Origin of the sequence: Thermopolyspora flexuosa (assembly GCF_006716785.1) — a bacterium.
In the GTDB taxonomy this organism is placed as follows: domain Bacteria; phylum Actinomycetota; class Actinomycetes; order Streptosporangiales; family Streptosporangiaceae; genus Thermopolyspora; species Thermopolyspora flexuosa.
The window spans coordinates 1,908,533-1,925,740 of record NZ_VFPQ01000001.1 but is presented as its reverse complement, the minus strand read 5'-3'; the positions used below and the strand labels follow the sequence as shown (position 1 = coordinate 1,925,740).

Below are 17,208 nucleotides of genomic sequence, written 5' to 3'. Positions count from 1 at the left end.
GGGACCTTCGCCTGCGCGTTTCGACCATGTCGGGCGTCTTCGGCAGTATGGAGGACGTGACCCTCCTAGAGCATCTTCCTGCCGAGACCGACCCCGATTCGATCTACGAGGCCTTCGTCGAGTGGAACGCCGAGCGGGGCCTCACGCTGTACCCGGCGCAGGAGGAGGCGCTGATCGAGGTCGTCAGCGGCAACAACCTGATCCTCGCCACGCCGACCGGGTCGGGCAAGAGCCTGGTGGCGGCGGGGGCGCACTTCGCCGCGCTCGCGGAGGGACGCCGCACCTTCTACACCGCGCCGATCAAGGCGCTGGTGTCGGAGAAGTTCTTCGACCTGTGCGCGATCTTCGGCAGCGAGAACGTCGGCATGATGACCGGCGACGCCGCGGTGAACTCGTCCGCGCCGATCATCTGCTGCACCGCGGAGATCCTCGCGAACATCGCGCTGCGCGACGGCGAGGAGGCCGACGTCGACCAGGTCGTGATGGACGAGTTCCACTTCTACTCCGACCCGGACCGCGGCTGGGCCTGGCAGGTGCCGCTGATCGAGCTGCCGCACGCGCAGTTCATCCTGATGTCGGCGACGCTCGGCGACATGACCCGGTTCGAGAAGGACCTGACCCGGCGGACCGGGCGGCCCACCACCACGATCCGCTCGGCGACCCGGCCGGTACCGCTGTACTTCTCCTACCGGATGACGCCGCTGCACGAGACCCTCGAGGAGCTGCTCGAGGCGAAGCAGGCCCCGGTCTACGTGGTGCACTTCACGCAGGCGTCCGCGATGGAGCGGGCACAGGCGCTGATGAGCATCAACATGTGCACCCGGGAGGAGAAGGACGCGATCGCCGAGATGATCGGCGGCTTCCGGTTCACCACCCGGTTCGGCCGGGCGCTGTCCCGCCTGGTACGGCACGGCATCGGCGTGCACCACGCGGGCATGCTGCCGAAGTACCGGCGGCTGGTGGAGCGGCTCGCCCAGGCCGGCCTGCTCAAGGTGATCTGCGGCACCGACACCCTCGGCGTCGGGGTGAACGTGCCGATCCGCACCGTGCTGTTCACCGCGCTGAGCAAGTTCGACGGCAAGCGGGTGCGGCTGCTCAGCGCCCGCGAGTTCCACCAGATCGCCGGGCGCGCGGGCCGGGCCGGGTTCGACACCGCGGGCTACGTGGTGTGCCAGGCCCCCGAGCACGTGATCGAGAACGAGCGCGCGCTCGCCAAGGCCGGGGACGACCCCAAGAAGCGGCGCAAGGTGGTGCGCAAGAAGCCGCCCGAGGGCTTCGTCAACTGGAGCGAGGAGACCTTCAACCGCCTGCGGCAGGCCGAGCCGGAGCCGCTGGTCTCCCGGTTCAAGGTGAGCAACGCGATGCTGCTCAACGTGATCAACCGGCCGGGCGACTGCTTCCAGGCGATGAAGCGGCTGCTCACCGACAACCACGAGGACCGCAAGGCGCAGCGGCGGCACATCAGCCACGCGATCGCGATCTACCGCTCGCTGCTCGCCGGCGGCGTGGTCGAGCAGCTGCCCGAGCCGGACGAGCAGGGCCGCCGGGCCCGGCTCACCGTGGACCTGCAGCCCGAGTTCGCGCTCAACCAGAACCTGTCCACGTTCGCGCTCGCCGCGTTCGAGCTGCTCGACCCGGAGTCCCCCACCTACGCGCTCGACATCGTCTCGATCATCGAGTCGATCCTCGACGACCCGCGGCCGATCCTGCAGGCCCAGCTCAACAAGGCCCGGGCCGAGGCGATCGCGGAGATGAAGGCCGAGGGCATCGAGTACGAGGAGCGCATGGAGCGGCTCGTGGAGATCACCTACCCGATGCCGCTGGAGGACCTGCTGTTCTCCGCGTACGAGACCTACCGGCGCGGCCACCCGTGGGTGGGCGACTACACGGTCAGCCCCAAGTCGATCGTCCGCGACATGTTCGAGCGGGCGATGACGTTCAGCGAGTACGTGCAGTACTACGAGCTGGCCCGCGCCGAGGGCACGGTGCTGCGCTACCTCGCCGACGCCTACCGCACGCTCGACCGCACCGTGCCGGAGCACTTCAAGACCGACGACCTGCAGGATCTCATCGAGTGGCTCGGCGAGCTGGTGCGGCAGGTCGACTCCAGCCTCATCGACGAGTGGGAGAAGCTGCAGAACCCCGACGAGGCGCTGGAGGAGAGCGAGGAGATCGAGGAGAAGCCCAAGCCGGTCACCGCGAACCAGCGGGCGTTCCGGGTGCTCGTGCGCAACGCGATGTTCCGCCTCGTCGAGCTCGCCGCGCTGGAGAAGGAGGAGGAGCTCGCCGAGCTCGCCCCGGACATCGACTGGACCGCGGCCCTCGACGCCTACTACGAGGAGCACGACGAGATCCTCACCGGCCCCGACGCGCGCGGCCCGAACCTGCTGCTCATCGACACGAGCGAGCCGGGCGTGTGGCGGGTCCGGCAGATCATCGACGACCCCGAGGGCGACCACGACTGGGGCATCTCGGCCGAGGTCGACCTCGCGGCCTCCGACGAGGAGGGCCGCGCGGTCGTCCGCGTCACCGCGTTCGACCGCCTCGGCTGACCCGTGGTCCGCATCGCCGTACGCCGGGTCGGCGTGCTCCGGCCCGGCGTACCCGATGGGCCTGCCGGTGCCCCGCCGAGTCGGCCGGGCGGTGGGTGCGCGTCTCGCGCCGGGCGGTTACCGGCAGCTGCCGAATTTCATCACGTAGGTGCCCGCGTCGGTGGCATTCGCCCCCTTCGGGTCCGCGGCACCGCCGATGGCGAAGCCGCCGATCTCGGTGAGCGTGCGGCTCAGGATGTGGGGGCGGTGCTTGTCGCTGTTCATCCACCAGCGGACCGCGGCCCGCGGGGTGCCCCTGCCTCCCCAGTCGGTGTAGGCGATCTCGGCGACGGACCAGGAGCGGCCGTTGGCGCAGTAACCGGCTCCCCTGATCCGGCTCTCCGGGGTCGAGCCGGTCACCGGGTTCTTGTGCGGGTCCGCCCCGTCCTTCCACCACTTCAGCTTGACGGCGGCACGGGCGTGTTCGACCGCCAACCGGTGCAGTTTCTCGTTCCACTTCAGCGCCGGCAGCCCGGCCTTGGCGCGCTCGGCGTTGATGAGGCAGTACGTGGCCTGGGCGATCTGGACGTTGACCGTACGGACGATGCCCTTGCCGAGGTCCGGCCGCGGTACGGCGTCGTAGTACTTGGCCAGTGCGCTGCAGTTCGGGGCGGCGGTGCTGGTCTCGGCGTGCGCCTGGGCGGCCACGCCCGGAAGGCTCAGGGCGACGATTCCGGCGGTGGCGGTGATTCCGAGGAGGCGCAGAGTACGGTTCACTGAGGTCTCCCAGGGGGCGAGGGACATCGCCGCGGTACGCGCCGTGTCCGGTGGTCGGGGAATGCGCCTTCATTGGACGACAGACCGCCTGCAGGCGGCTTGCCGTGCCCTACGGTCCGCTTACAGCCCGCCTTATGCCCCTATAAAGACACTTTCCCGACAGGACCGAAACCGGGCGGCCGAAAGCCGTTCTCACGGCGGGAGCGGCAATGGCCGACGACGGCGGCGATGTCCTCCCGGCCGATCGGGCGGAGACCGGACGACGGCGGGATCAAGGCCGCGCGACCGGTGAACCCGGTGCCCGGCGGGCCGCTCAGCCGCCCGAGGTGTCGCTCTCCGCGGCCGCGTCGGGCACCGCGAGGTCGTAGGGGTCGTCGAGCCAGCCCTCCGGGAGCGGGACCCGGCTGCGCGGGTTCGCCCGGCCGCGCGGGCCCTCGGCGGCCTCCGGCCACGGCTGGCCGGGGTCGAGCGCCGCGGTGAGCTCCTCCAGCTCGGCGAGCGTGGAGACCATGGCGATCGCGCGCCGCTGGGGCCCGCCCACCACGAAGCCCTTCAGGTACCAGGAGACGTGCTTGCGGAAGTCGGCCACCCCCTGCCGCTCGTCGCCCAGGTGCTCGCACAGCAGCGCGGCGTGCCGCCGCATGGTCGCGGCCACCTCGCCGAGCGTGGGCCGGGCGCGGCGGGGCGAGCCGTTGAACGCCTCGGACAGGTCGCGGAAGAGCCAGGGGCGGCCGAGGCAGCCGCGGCCGACCACGACCCCGTCGCAGCCGGTCTCGCGCACCATGCGCAGCGCGTCCTCCGCGCTCCAGATGTCGCCGTTGCCGAGCACCGGGACCTGCGGCACCGCCTCCTTCAGCCGGGCGATCGCCGACCAGTCCGCGGCCCCGCCGTAGTGCTGCAGCGCGGTACGGCCGTGCAGCGCGATCGCGGCCACGCCCTCCTCGGCGGCGATGCGGCCCGCGTCGAGGTAGGTGAGGTGGTCGTCGTCGATGCCGGTGCGCATCTTCACGGTGACCGGCAGCGTCCCGGCGCCCTCGACCGCCGCCCGCACGATGCGCCGGAACAGCTCCCGCTTGTACGGCAGGGCCGCTCCCCCGCCGCGCCGGGTCACCTTGGGCGCGGGGCAGCCGAAGTTGAGGTCGATGTGGTCGGCGAGCCCTTCGTCGGCGAGGATGCGCGCGGCCTCGCCGACGACCCTGGGGTCGATGCCGTAGAGCTGCACGCTCCGCGGGGTCTCCCCCGGCCCGAACCGGATCATCCGCAGCGTCTTGCGGTCGCGCTCCACCAGCGCCCGGCTCGTGATCATCTCGGACACGAACAGCCCGCCGCCCTGCTCCCGGCAGAGGGTGCGGAACGCGGAGTTGGTGATCCCGGCCATCGGCGCGAGCACGACCGGGGGCCACACCTCCAGCGGCCCGATCTTCAGCGACGTCCCCACCCGGTCATTTCTACCCGAGCCCGTCACCCTCCGGTTACCGCGGCCCGCCTCCCCCATGGCCCCGGACGGATCGCTCATTCCGCTTGCCGTACATAGAATCCGCACGTCATGGGCATGATCCCCGGCACAACCGTGAAGATCGGGGGGAAGCGTCATGGCCACACAAAGGGAGGCGTGGCAGGCATGGCCTGCCGGCGCACCGTCACACGATCCCAGCACATCCGCATCCGGCGCGTACGCCGCGTACGATCAGGGCCCCGGGCGCGACGAGGGGGCGGCCGATCGCGGCACGTCCGACGGCGGGCAACCACCCGGGGTGCGGGCCGCCCGGACGCCCGCGGACGGCCGGGGCCGCCTGGACCTGCCCCGCACCGCCGCCGGTCCGCTCGCCGGCGACACGGTCGGCGGCGCCGCCGCCCGGATGCTCCCTCCCTACCTGCCCTATCCCGGGACCGACCCCACGCGTCCGGCGGCGGTGCGCGTGGCGGAGGTACCCCGCCGGTCCCGCCGCCGGGCCGGGACCCGCCGCAAGGTACGGCCGCGCGACCCGCTGCGGGGCGCCCGGGTGGCCTGGGCGCTGCTCCGCGTCGCGATGGGCCTGATCTTCCTGTGGGTGTTCGCCGACCGCCTCGCCGGGCTGGGCCGGCCCGTCGCCGCCTCGCAGGCCTGGCTCAACGGCGGCTCCCCGACCCGGGGCTACCTCTCCGCGGCCGACGGCCCGTTCGCCGAGCTGTTCCACGCCATGGCGGGCCGGCCGTACGCGGACTGGCTGTTCATGATCGGCATGGCCGGGGTCGGCGTCGCCCTGCTACTCGGCATCGGCCTGCGCCTCGCCGCGGTCTGCGGCGCCGTGCTCATGGCGCTGATCTACCTCGCCGGGCTGCCCGTGGAGAGCAACCCGTTCCTCGACCAGCACATCGTCTACGCGCTCGTGCTGATCGCCCTCGCCCTGTCGCACGCGGGCGACACGCTCGGCCTCGGCGCGTGGTGGTCCCGGACCCGCCTGGTACGGGCGCTTCCGGTGCTGCGCTGACCGGCCTCCGGCCGGTACGCCCGAGGCACGCGCCCGCCGCCCGAGCATTCGAGTAGGCACCACGCCGAAAAACCCGCTACAGTTTCAGAGTCACCGCAGGGCGAACCCCCCGCGGGCGACATGCGGACGTGGCTCAGTTGGTAGAGCATCACCTTGCCAAGGTGAGGGTCGCGGGTTCGAATCCCGTCGTCCGCTCGGAGAGGTCTTTCGGTTAGCGCTGACAGGGCCTCCTCGGTGGAGTGGCCGAGAGGCGAGGCAGCGGCCTGCAAAGCCGCGTACACGGGTTCAAATCCCGTCTCCACCTCACCCCGGGCGATTAGCTCAGTGGGAGAGCGCTACCTTGACACGGTAGAGGTCACTGGTTCAATCCCAGTATCGCCCACCATCGTCTCCCCAGGTCGTCGGCGTGACCTGGGGATCTTGTGTTCTTGTCGTGGCGCGTGGCCGGCGCGTGGAACCGCCTGCGCCGGACCGATGGCGTGTGGGGACGTCCCGCCAGGCCGCGCCGGTGCGGATCTTCTGTCGTTGTCTCCCCTCGTTCGCCGTCGCCCGGCGGCACGCCGGGCCACGCATGGCGGATGGCCGGGTACGGACGGCGTGGCCGTAGGGGGTCGTCGCGGACACGGGTGCGGCATGACCGTGGCGTCACGGTGGCACGAACGCCCACCCGCCGGGCCGTGTGTCACCGCACCTGCGAAAACGCGCGCTTTGCTCGTGCTTTGGCGTTACAGTGATCGCCATCACCACCACTCTCCGTGACACCAAGAACTCGGAAAGTAGGTGAGGCGGATGGCGGAAGCAGAGCGCCGGGAAACACTCCTGAAGGTGCTGCTCACCAAGCGACACCTCGCGACACATCGCGCCTTCTGTCGCGAATACGACAAAGTGGCCCGAAAGCTGGACCGCAATTTGATCACGACGGCACCGGGTCGCGAACAGTACGTCCGCTGGCTCGCCGGCAAGGTCAAGACGAAACCCTCCGCCGACCGCTGCCGGGTGCTGGAGCGCATGTTCCCCGGCTACACCGTTGCCGAGTTACTTGCGCCGTACGATCCTGAAAAGGAAGCTCGGAGCATTTGCCCCGAACCCTCCCGACCGGAGGAGGCGGCCACGGAACGGCGACAGGTATTCCAGCTCGGCGCGATGACGGTGACCGCCGGGCTGCTGGACAGTGTGGTCCACGGTCCCGATCAGCTCGAGCAGGCCCTCCACGCCACCACGACCAGCGAAGCAAAGCTGTCATTCTTGGAATCCGTAGCGCAGGAACTCGGCCGGGGAGAAAGGACCGCCTCACACGAAAGCGTCATCAGGGAAGCACTTCTGCACCTCTCGAGCGTCCGCGAATTACTCAAGAACCACCAGCCAACCAGAGTGCAGCAGCGTCTGGCGCGTGTAGGGGCGCGGTTGAGCTACACGATGGGCGAGTATCTGTTCTCGCTGCACCAGACGGAACTGGCCCGCCGCTGGTGGAGAACCGCCATGCATGCGGCCGAAGAAGCGGGAGATCGGCATTTCGCCGATCACGCCTATGCGGCGGACGCGTACTTCCCCACCTACGCGAACGACCCGCAGGCCGTGCTCGCGCACATCACCCCACGCCTTGAACAGGCGACCAAGGCCACCCCCACGGTGGCGTGGATGTGGAGCTTCGTGGCCATCGCCCACGCGACCCTCGGTGACCGCGACGCGTTCGAACGCGCGAACAATGCGGCCCGCACGACGCTGACGCGCTGCGATCCGGAAAGCGTGAACGGCAGCATCTTCTCCTTCCCGCAGCGGCGACAGGCGTTCTACGAGGCCCGCGCCCGTTCCCTGCTCGGCGACGTCGAAGGGACCGGCGAGGCCGCCGCACGCGCTCTCGCGGAGTTCGACAAGGCCGCGACGACCGACCCGGCGCTCACCCGTCTCGCGTACGCCACCGCGCTCGTGAAGGAGGGCGAGCTCGAGGAGGCGTGCCGCCTCGGCGTCCTGGCGATCACGTGCCGGCCGGTACCCGCCTACGCCGTGATGGTGCGGGCACGCGAGTTCGACGCCCTCGTCCCCCGCAAGGCCGCAGCCGCCCAGGAATGGCGCGAGACCCTGACGCTCGTCCGCAACCGCATCGTCGACCGGGATCGATAAAGCCTTGTCACCACCCGGCGAAATCGGATTTCCCTCGAGCGGCTCCTTACGAAGCCGGAGATGGGTGACTTCCCCATATGATCGGCGTTCCGATGCGGCTCACGTTGCTCTCGTCAGGCGGACCTGCTCTGCCGACCCGCCGCCGGCGCCCGGGCACGCGAGGTGAACACGCCACCTTTACGGCCGTGACCGCAAGCGGTTTGCGTAATCCTGTCGTATGCTTGCGGCGTGACGGAAAATCGGGCGTCGGGCCGCACCACCACGCGCCGGCTGGCGGAGGTCGCCAAGAAGGTCGGCGTGAGCGAGGCCACGGTCAGCCGGGTGCTCAACGGCAAGCCTGGCGTCTCGGAGGCAACCAGGCAGGCGGTGCTCACCGCGCTCGACGTGCTCGGCTACGAGCGGCCCACCCAGCTGCGCGGCGAACGCGCCCGGCTGGTCGGGCTGGTGCTCCCCGAGCTCGGCAACCCGATCTTCCCCGCGCTCGCCGAGGTCGTCGGCGGCGCGCTCGCCCAGCGGGGGTTCACCCCGGTGCTGTGCACCCGGACCGCGGGCGGGCTGTCCGAGGCCGACTACATCGAGATGCTGCTGGAGCGGCAGGTCTCCGGCGTGGTGTTCGCGGGCGGCCACTACGCCGAGGAGGACGCGCCGCACGACCACTACCACCGGCTGCTGAAGTTGCGGCTGCCGGTCGTGCTGGTGAACGCGGCCACCGAGGGGCTCGGCTTCCCCTGCGTGTCCACCGACGACCAGGTGGCGGTGGAGCAGGCGTACCGGCACCTGGTCGCGCTCGGCCACGAGCGCATCGGCATCGTGCTCGGCCCCGAGGACCACGTGCCGTCCCGCCGCAAGCTCGACGCGTTCCTCGCCGAGGCCCGGCGCGCCGGTCTGCCCGCCGAGCCGGACACGATCGAGCGCACCCTGTTCTCCCTCGAGGGCGGGCAGGCGGTGGCGACCCGGCTGGTACGGCGCGGCATCACCGGCATCATCTGCGCCAGCGACGTCCTCGCCCTCGGCGCGGTGCGCGCGGTGCGCCGCCTCGGCATGTCGGTGCCCGAGGACGTGTCGGTGGTCGGCTTCGACGACTCGGCGTTCATGAACTGCACGCACCCGCCGCTCACCACCGTGCGCCAGCCGATCGAGGCGATCGGCCGCACCGCGGTGACCCTGCTGGTCAACCAGATCGACGGCGTCTCCGTCACCGCCGAGGAGCTGCTCTTCGAGCCCGAACTCGTGGTCCGCGGCTCGACCGGCCCGGCCCGCGCCCGGGTGCCCGCGTAACCCAGGCGGCCGCCGTACCGTCTTCGCACCGGGCGCGGCGGTCGAACGGTCGGCCCGGCGCACGAAGCCGAGGTGCACGCGCCGAGGCGGCACCGCCGCGAAAGCCGCTCCGGTCATGGGTGGCCGCCAACCGTCGCGTACTGCGGCCGCCGTGGTCGGCGAAATCCTGCGACACCCCTGCGGGCGGCCTGACCGGGCCGGTAGATCGTGTGGCACAACGTCGCCACCGGGCGCGCGGAACGTGGCAATCGCAGACTCCTGTTTCCCGGCGCCGGCATCGTATCCCTGACCCGCATGAAAATTCACAGCGCCTACGCCGCCGGAAGTCGCGGGTACGTCACTCACGCCACTTTCGTTTTCCCAGTTCGCGGCAACGGGAACGCATTTCGAGACCTGGTGTGATCCACTCCACCGACCGCTTTCCTTACCGACCCTCTTACATTTGGTTCACACCGCCGTTGATCGCGTGGCCGCCGCAATGCGGGGAGCGGGGCTGAGTGCCCCGGCGGCGCATACCGCGCGGTCAACGGCGGTCCATCTGGTCAGGCGGGGGAAATTCGGCCTTTTCGTGACGCGACGGACCACGGAACTCGAGCTGCCGAGGTCCGCGGCGGGATTTCGTCATGCCTGAAATACGGACCGACATCGTCTGAAGGCAACGCATTGGGCCTTTCCGACAATGCATACACGGGGTTCCCGCGCCGCCGGCACGGCGTCCCCGACCGTCCGGAACGGCGGCGGTCTGAGCGCCCCAGGCCCGCGGGGCGTCCCCCGCCGCCTGAAGCGGTGAGCGGTGCGGGACGCCGGCCGACGACGGCATGCGGCGCCTTCACCGCGGCCGAGTCCGCGGTGAAGGCGCCGTCGGCGTGGGTCAGTTCAGGTGGAGGGTGAACGTGGTGGTGATGTTGCGGTAGTCGGTGTGGTTGTCCCGCAGGGTGAGGTTGCGGAAGGTCGCCGAGCCGACCGCCGGGCCCTGGCCGGGCTCGGGGAGCTCGTTGACCCAGATGCCGAAGCCGGACTTCGCGTCGAACGCGTCGCCGCTCTTCCGCGCTCCGGAGATCGTGACGTTGCTGAACTCGATGTCGGTGATCGGGTTCTGCGCGACGCCGTCCTTGTAGAAGGTCTGGAACATGATGCCGTGGTACGTCGGGTCGACGATGTCCACGTTGCTCACCCGGATCGCCCGGAACTGCCGCTGCGCGGAGTAGACCCACAGCGCCGGGAAGGTCTGCGCGCCCCAGAAGTGGCCGCCCGCGCGGACGATCGAGATGTTCTCGAACCGGGTCACGCCGGGGCCGAAGCCGCGCATCGGGTACCCGAAGTCGAGCGAGCTGATCGTGATCCCGGGGTAGGTGAGCGTGTCGGCGATGTAGACGTTGCGGACGGTGTTGTTCTGCCCGCCGTACACGGCGATGCCCGCGGCCCGCCAGGTGAGGATGACGGTGAGGTTCTCCAGCACGTTGCCGGACTGGTCGCCGTCGACGTTGTCCGTGGCGGCGAACAGCGCGAAGCCGTCGTCCCCGGTGGCGCGGGCCTCGACGTTGCTGACCAGGTTGTTCGTGCTGCCGTTGGTGAAGTTGCCGCCGTCGGCGAACATGTTCCGGATCCGCGAGTTCTTGATCGTCACGTGGTCGACGTGGCTGCCCCAGTAGAGGCACACCTGGTGCTCGACCCAGAGGTTGTCGATGGTGATCCGGGAGACGTTCGCCATGTCGAAGATCTTGCCGGGGCCGTCGATCCGCTGCGTGTAGTTGCCGAAGTGGGCGAAGCCCGCGAACGTCGAGCCGTTCGCCGACGGGTCGATCCGCCAGCCGACGTCGGTGTTCTCCTGGTCTGCCGGGGAGTGGAACCTGGTGAACCACGGCCCGGCGCCGATCACCTTGACGGCCCTGCCGTACACGTGGAACTTGCCGTCGGTCCGGTAGTCGCCGGGCGGCAGGTAGACGCCCTCGAGCGCGGGGTCCTGGCGGACCCGGTCGAGCGCGTTCTGCACGTCCTGCTGGGAGAACCCGGCCGGTACGGCGTAGCGGGCCGGGTCGGGGTTCGCCACCGGTTCGGCCTTCTCCAGGTTGATGAAGTCGATCGCGTACCGGGTGGTGTTGGCCGGGTCCTTCTGCAGCCGGATCCTCCCGCCCGCCGGGACGGTGGTGTCGAGCATGAGGTGCGCCTCGTCGTAGATGTGGCGGGGCGGGCCGGCGGACGGCGAGTTGCTCGGGCTCGCCTCGTCGCCGTACAGCCAGGCGTACCTGGAGGTGAGGTTGAGCGCCTTATGGAAGGTGCCGTTCACGTAGACGTTGAGCGTGGCGTCGATGCCGCCGCCGCCCGGCGCGTCCGGGATGGAGAACCGCACGACCAGGGTGTTGGCCGGGGCCTTGGCGGTGAACTCGACGTAGGCGCCGGTGGTGTCGAGGGTGACGGCGCGCCGCCCGGACGCCTCCCCGGCGAGGTCGCCGATCGTGCGGTTGGGGCCGACCACGGCCGCGCCGCCGCCGATGACCGCGTCCTCGGCCTCGTACATGTCGTACGGCATGCGCGCGCCGCGCCCGACGAACATCCGGTCGGTGCGGGTGTTGTTGTCCCGCTTGGCCGGCAGCTCGTTGGCGTCGGCGGCGACCACGGTGCGGATCGTGTACTCGCCGTTGGCCGCGGTCCAGGTGCCGCCGAGGGTGATCGGCGCGGTGGTGGCGCCGGGCGCGATCACGCCGTTGTGCGTGCCGGTGAGCGTCTTGATCGTGTCGCCGTCGGAGTCGAGGACGGTGAGCGTGATGCCGTGTGCCCCGCCTGCGGAGGCCACGGTGCCCTGGTTCCTCAGGGTCACGGTGAAGCTGACCTCGTCGCCCGCGGCCGGGTTGGCGGGCGTCCAGGAGACCGCCGTGGCGACCAGGTCGGAGCCGTCCACCGGCCGGATGACCAGCGAGGACGGGGCGGTGTGGGAGTTGTTGCCCTCGTCGCGCTCGATCACCTTGTCGTCCGGGTCCACGACCGCGGAGACGGCGTGGGTGCCCGCGTCGCGGGTGCCGATGTTCCGGGTGACCGTGGCCGAGGCGCCGGGGGCGAGCCCGCCGACGTCGGCGGTGCCCACCTCGGCCTCGCCGAGGCGGAACGCCACGGTGGTGGCGCCGGAGGCGACGGTGCCGGCGTTGCGCACGGTGGCCGACAGGGTGATCGCGTCGGTCTCGGTGGGGTTCGCGGGCGTCCAGGAGACGGCGGTGACGGTGAGGTCCGGGTTCGGCGCGGGCTCGCCGAACACCTGGAACTCGGCGACCTGCCCGCCGGGCGCGCCGGTGTTCGCGGTGAACCGCAGCCGCACGTCCGCGGCCCTGCCGTTCACCGGGATGGTCACGGTGTTGCCGGTGGCGGGGTCGAAGGTGTGGTCGGCGGTGGGCACCAGGGTGGTGAAGGAGCCGCCGCCCTGGGTACGGCCGAGCACCTCGATGGTCTGGGTGCGCCTCCCCCAGATCGGGTCGGGATCGAGCCTGAGCACGATCGAGGTGAGGTCGGCGTCCGCGCCGAGCGAGACGGTGAGCGTGCTCGGGTGGCCGTTGCCCTCCCAGTACGTGGTCACGTCGCCGTCGTTGGCGTTGCCCGGGACGTAGATCCACGTGTGCGAGGAGGCCTCGATCGGCTTGCCGAGCGCGAGATCGGTGCCGTCACCCGGCCCCGGCTCCGGGTCCTGGCCGGGGCCGTAGACCTCGAACTCGGAGATCTGGCCGGCGGGCCACCCGGTGTTGGCGGTGATGTCCAGCCGGATGTACCGCACCCTGGCGGTGCCGAAGGTGATCGTCGCGGCCGGGTTGAACAGGCGCGCGGCGGGGGCGGCGAGCCGGGTGAACGAGGTGCCGTCGACGCTGCCGCGCACCTCGATCGTCTGGGTGCGGCTCTCCCAGTGGGCGGGAAGCCGGAGCACCAGCTCGTTCACGTCGACCGCGCGGCCGAGGTCGACCTGGATCCACTGCGGGAAGTCGTGGTTGGCGCTCTCCCAGTAGGTGCCCTGGTTGCCGTCGGTGGCGTTGCTCCCGGGGTAGCCGGGCTGGGTGCTCGACACCGTCACCGGCTTGCCCGCCGCGAGGTTGGGGCCCGCGGCGGCGTGCGCGACGGCCACGGCCGGGGGCACCGGCAGGCCGACGGCGAGCAGGACGGCGGCGAGCGCCGCGATCAGGGGTAGGACGGCCGGTCTGTGCCTCATGGTCTGCTCCCTCTCGGGGCCGGGGGTGGGCAAACCATAAGATGACCGACAGGTAACTGCAATGTTCTGACTGAGTTACGCAAATGGCCGACTTAGGACACCACGCGTGCCGTACCGCGAAATCCCAGGTGGTGACGGCCGTGTCAGCGAAGCCTGGCCGCAACAGGGCTTGCAGGACGCGACGTCATGTCAGCGCAATCCAGCGCAAGCACTTGCGGCCGCTTTCGCCGGCTTGCGTCGGACGTGTTCCCGGAGCGTTTCCGCAGCACGCGCGGCCCCCTGGAGGCACATAAGCCCACGTATCACCCATGATCGCCACCAGGTTCGAAATCCTTGACGTGATTCAGTTGTAATCTTGCGCTCCACAATCCGGATATTGCTGCGATCTGTTCGCGAGTCTATGCTCAACGCCACACGGCGGGGCGCCTCACCGTCCATCGAGCGTGGGAGAAGGGCCAGACGATGCGCAGATCGGGCTTTCGCAGGACCGCGGGACTGCTCCTGGCGGCAGGGCTGACCGTGAGCACGGCGGGGTGCGGCGGCGGCGACCCCGCGGAGACCGCCGGGAGCGGGCAGGTCCACATCACCGTGGCCTGCCAACCCGCGAAGACCGCCCCGGAGAACCGCAAGGCGTGGGACGACGACGTCGCCGAGTTCCAGAAGGCGAACCCGGGCGTGATCGTCAGGAGCACCGACCAGCAGCCCTGCTTCGACCCCAAGACCTTCGGGCCCAAGCTCGCGGGCGGCCAGATGGAGACCGTGTTCATGGTCCCCGTCACCAACTACGACGAGGTGATCGGCAAGCGGCAGGCCCTCGACATCACCCCGTACCTCGACGAGATCAAGAACTGGAAGGACCTGCGCGAGGACGTCAAGGAGCTGGTCACCCGGGACGGCCGGGTGTACGGCGTGCCGAACGTGCACTACAGCGTCGGCCTGGTCTACAACCGCAGGCTGTTCACACAGGCCGGCCTCGACCCGGACGCCCCGCCGAAGACCTGGGCCGAGGTCCGCGAGGCGGCCAAGAGGATCGCCGCGCTCGGCCCGGACCACGTCGGCTTCGGCGAGTACTCCGGCGGCAACACCGGCGGCTGGCACTTCACCATGCACGTGTACGCCCGGGGCGGCGAGATGGTCACCCCCGACGGCAAGAAGGCCGCGTTCAACTCCCCCATCGGCAAGGAGGTCCTGCAGTACCTCCACGACATGCGCTGGGTGGACGACAGCATGGGCGCCAAGCTGTACAACGGCTGGGAGTCGCTCATGATGGCGATGGGCGGCGGCAAGGTCGGGATGATGCTCGGCGCGCCCGACGTGATCACCGACGTGGTGCAGAAGTTCGACGGCGACTACGCCGACTACGGCATCACCGGCATTCCCGAGGCGAAGGCCGCGCTGAGCGGCGGCGAGGCGTACTTCATCAACCCCAAGGCCACGCCCGAGCAGGCCCGGGCCGGCATGAAGTGGATCGACTTCCAGTTCAACACCGTCGGCAAGGGCCGCTTCGACTTCGCCCGCGGCAAGGCGATCGGCAACCCGGTCGGCATCCCGGACAACGACGTGTACGGCGACTCGCCCACCGGCAAGGCGATCCAGCAGGCCCGCCGGGAGAACGCGGTGCTGCCGGTGGAGAACTACCGGCCGTACGTGGAGGCCTCGGCCTCGATCCCGCCGAAGATGGAGCCGCCGAAGGCGCAGGAGCTGTACGCCGTGCTCGACGTGGCCATGTCCGCCGTGCTGAGCCGCCGCGACGCCGACATCGACAGGCTGCTCGCCGACGCCGAGGCGAAGGCGAACACGATCCTCGCGAGCAATGGCTGAGCCGACCGTGGCGACCGGGATCGCGACGACGGGCCCCGGCCGGCACGCGCCGGCGGGGCCCGGCCCGCGGCCACGGTGGCGGCTCGGGCCGTACCGCGAGGGCCCGTCCCGGCCGGGCCGTACCCGGCTCGGCCAGGCGGTGCGGCGCAACCTCACCGCCTACGGGTTCATGTGCGGCGCGCTGTTCTGCTTCACGCTGTTCGCCTGGTACCCGATGGTGCGGGAGTTCGTCCTCGCCTTCCAGAGCACCAACCTCATCGACCCGCCGGAGTGGGTGGGCCTGGAGAACTTCCGCACCGTGATCCGGGACCCGGCGTTCGGCCAGGCCTGGTGGAACACGATCGCGTTCACCCTGCTCGCCCTGCTGTGCGGCTACGCCGTGCCGTTCGCGGTCGCGCTGCTGCTCAACGAGCTGCGGCACGCCCGGGCGTATCTGCGGTTCGTGGTCTACCTGCCGGTGATGCTGCCGCCGATCGTCAGCGTGCTGCTGTTCCGCTGGCTGCTCGACCCGGGGCCGGGCCTGTTCAACCAGATCCTGGCGTTCCTCCACCTGCCGCCGCTCGCCTGGCTCGACTCGTCGGACACCGCGCTGATCTCGCTGGTGCTGGTGTCCACCTGGATGAACATGGGCACCGCCACGCTCATCTACCTGGCGGCGCTGCAGAACATCCCGTCCGAGCTGTACGAGGCGGCCGAGCTCGACGGCGCGGGCGTGCTCGCCAAGATCCGGCACGTCACGATCCCGCAGACCCGGCTGATCCTGCTGCTGATGCTCATGCTCCAGATCGTGGCGACGATGCAGGTGTTCATCGAGCCGTACATGCTCACCGGCGGCGGCCCGGAGAACGCCACCGTCACCGTCGCCTACCTGATGTACCAGTACGCCTTCGTGTACGGCGGCAACTACGGCGCGGGCGGCGCCCTCGGCATGATGCTCATGATCGTGTTGCTCGTCTTCGCCGCCGTCCAGCTCCGGCTCACCCGCGACAACACGCGCTGAGGGGGAAGCGATGCCGAACCTCACCCTGGACCGGCCGGCCGCCCCAGTGCGGGGAGACGGGCCCGCCCGCCGCCCGCGCCGCCGGGTCGAGCCGCGGACGCGTGCGATCATCTCGCCGCTGGCGCTCACCACGCCGTGGGGCCGGTTCGCCTACTGGACCGTGCTCGTCGCCGTGGTCGTGGTCTTCACGCTCGTCTTCGTGTTCCCGCTGTACTGGATGGCGACGGGCGCGATGAAGACGGGCGAGGAGATCGCCCGCATGCCGCCGACGCTGCTCCCGGCCGAGCCGTCGCTCGACGCCTTCCTCGAGGCGTGGGAGCTGTTCGACATCGGGCTGCTGCTGTGGAACACCTCCTTCTACGCGGTGGGCGGCTGGCTGTTCGTCATGGCGGTGGACGTGTCCGCGGCGTACGCCCTGTCGAGGCTGCGGCCGATCTTCGGGAACGTGATCCTCGGCGGCATGCTCGCCACGCTGATGATCCCGCCGATGGTCGTGCTCATCCCGCTCTACCTGACCATCGTCGACGTGCCGATCCTCGGCTGGCACCTGCTCAACACGCCGTGGGCGCTGTGGTTCCCGGCCGCGGCGAACGGGTTCAACATCCTGCTGCTCAAGCGGTTCTTCGACTCGATCCCGCGGGAGCTGCTCGAGGCCGCGTCGCTCGACGGCGCCGGGCCGGTGCGCATCCTGTGGTCGGTGGTGATCCCGGTCTCCCGGCCGATCCTCGGCGTGGTCTCGATCTTCACCATCGTCAACGTCTACCGGGACTTCGTGCTGCCGCTGCTCGTGCTGCCGGACAGCGAGAAGATGACGATCAGCGTCGGCCTGTCGCAGACCGCCGGCGCGGTGGGCCAGAACGCGATCCTCGCCGGCCTGACGATCGCGAGCATCCCGTCGATCATCGTCTTCTTCCTGTTCCAGCGGCACATCATGGCCGGACTCACCGCGGGCGGCCTCAAGGGCTGAGCCCCACCCCGAATCACCGACGTCCCGACCGATCCCAACGCGACAAGGAGTCACCT

Annotated in this window: 10 protein-coding genes and 3 tRNA genes; 10 read left to right on the top strand and 3 right to left on the bottom strand. The window is 70.3% G+C overall.

All coding sequences use genetic code 11. The annotated features are described in order from the left end of the window. Nucleotides 1–47: 47 nt before the first annotated feature. A complete protein-coding gene (locus FHX40_RS08210) occupies nt 48–2,552 on the top strand; it encodes a DEAD/DEAH box helicase (protein ID WP_142259056.1) in 2,505 nt (834 codons plus the stop codon). Between the two features lie 117 nt (nt 2,553–2,669). On the opposite strand, the gene FHX40_RS08205 is transcribed toward FHX40_RS08210, so the two are convergent. Beyond that, entirely contained in the window at nt 2,670–3,308 is a 639-nt protein-coding gene (locus tag FHX40_RS08205) for a CAP domain-containing protein (protein WP_211350205.1), read from the bottom strand. 313 nt (nt 3,309–3,621) lie between these two features. Next, entirely contained in the window at nt 3,622–4,746 is a 1,125-nt protein-coding gene (dusB, locus tag FHX40_RS08200) for a tRNA dihydrouridine synthase DusB (protein ID WP_229789146.1), read from the bottom strand. A 316-nt stretch (nt 4,747–5,062) separates the two neighbouring features. Here dusB and FHX40_RS08195 point away from each other — a divergent pair, with 316 nt between their 5' ends. The 6 genes from FHX40_RS08195 (at nt 5,063) to FHX40_RS08170 (ending at nt 9,178) form a co-directional block, all read left to right on the top strand. Next, nucleotides 5,063–5,779 (top strand): DoxX family protein, encoded by a 717-nt coding sequence (locus FHX40_RS08195; protein ID WP_142259054.1) that lies wholly within the window; start codon nt 5,063–5,065, stop codon nt 5,777–5,779. A 122-nt stretch (nt 5,780–5,901) separates the two neighbouring features. After that, nucleotides 5,902–5,974: transfer RNA gene (locus tag FHX40_RS08190), tRNA-Gly, on the top strand. Between the two features lie 38 nt (nt 5,975–6,012). Next, nucleotides 6,013–6,083: transfer RNA gene (locus tag FHX40_RS08185), tRNA-Cys, on the top strand. Between the two features lie 6 nt (nt 6,084–6,089). Beyond that, nucleotides 6,090–6,164: transfer RNA gene (locus FHX40_RS08180), tRNA-Val, on the top strand. Between the two features lie 404 nt (nt 6,165–6,568). Then, nucleotides 6,569–7,900 carry an NsdA family TPR-like regulatory protein gene (locus tag FHX40_RS08175; protein ID WP_142259053.1) on the top strand — a complete coding sequence of 444 codons (1,332 nt, stop codon included), beginning with the start codon at nt 6,569–6,571 and terminating at the stop codon, nt 7,898–7,900. 228 nt (nt 7,901–8,128) lie between these two features. Further along, entirely contained in the window at nt 8,129–9,178 is a 1,050-nt protein-coding gene (locus FHX40_RS08170; protein ID WP_142259052.1) for a LacI family DNA-binding transcriptional regulator, read from the top strand. An 871-nt stretch (nt 9,179–10,049) separates the two neighbouring features. Here FHX40_RS08170 and FHX40_RS08165 read toward each other — a convergent pair. Next, nucleotides 10,050–13,364, bottom strand: coding sequence for a discoidin domain-containing protein (locus FHX40_RS08165; protein WP_142259051.1), 3,315 nt, complete (start codon nt 13,362–13,364; stop codon nt 10,050–10,052). A 519-nt stretch (nt 13,365–13,883) separates the two neighbouring features. On the opposite strand from FHX40_RS08165, the gene FHX40_RS08160 reads away from it, so the two are divergent. The 3 genes from FHX40_RS08160 to FHX40_RS08150 are packed head-to-tail and all read left to right on the top strand — an operon-like array spanning nt 13,884 to nt 17,152. Beyond that, nucleotides 13,884–15,185, top strand: coding sequence for an extracellular solute-binding protein (locus FHX40_RS08160; protein WP_229788722.1), 1,302 nt, complete (start codon nt 13,884–13,886; stop codon nt 15,183–15,185). Then, nucleotides 15,178–16,185, top strand: a complete 1,008-nt coding sequence (locus FHX40_RS08155; RefSeq protein WP_142259049.1) for a carbohydrate ABC transporter permease — start codon at nt 15,178–15,180, stop codon at nt 16,183–16,185. Before FHX40_RS08160 ends, FHX40_RS08155 begins: the two co-directional genes overlap by 8 nt. A gap of 10 nt (nt 16,186–16,195) precedes the next feature. Continuing rightward, nucleotides 16,196–17,152: a carbohydrate ABC transporter permease gene (locus FHX40_RS08150; protein ID WP_142259048.1), complete on the top strand. Its 957-nt coding sequence runs from the start codon at nt 16,196–16,198 to the stop codon at nt 17,150–17,152. Nucleotides 17,153–17,208 lie beyond the last annotated feature (56 nt).

Bases quoted from the DNA above. Each gene is read 5' to 3' on its own strand.
- FHX40_RS08155 (WP_142259049.1), top strand. From the start codon at position 15,178: ATGGCTGAGCCGACCGTGGCGACCGGGATCGCGACGACGGGCCCCGGC.
- FHX40_RS08210 (WP_142259056.1), top strand. From the start codon at position 48: ATGGAGGACGTGACCCTCCTAGAGCATCTTCCTGCCGAGACCGACCCC.
- FHX40_RS08165 (WP_142259051.1), bottom strand. From the start codon at position 13,364: ATGAGGCACAGACCGGCCGTCCTACCCCTGATCGCGGCGCTCGCCGCC.
- FHX40_RS08150 (WP_142259048.1), top strand. From the start codon at position 16,196: ATGCCGAACCTCACCCTGGACCGGCCGGCCGCCCCAGTGCGGGGAGAC.
- FHX40_RS08175 (WP_142259053.1), top strand. From the start codon at position 6,569: ATGGCGGAAGCAGAGCGCCGGGAAACACTCCTGAAGGTGCTGCTCACC.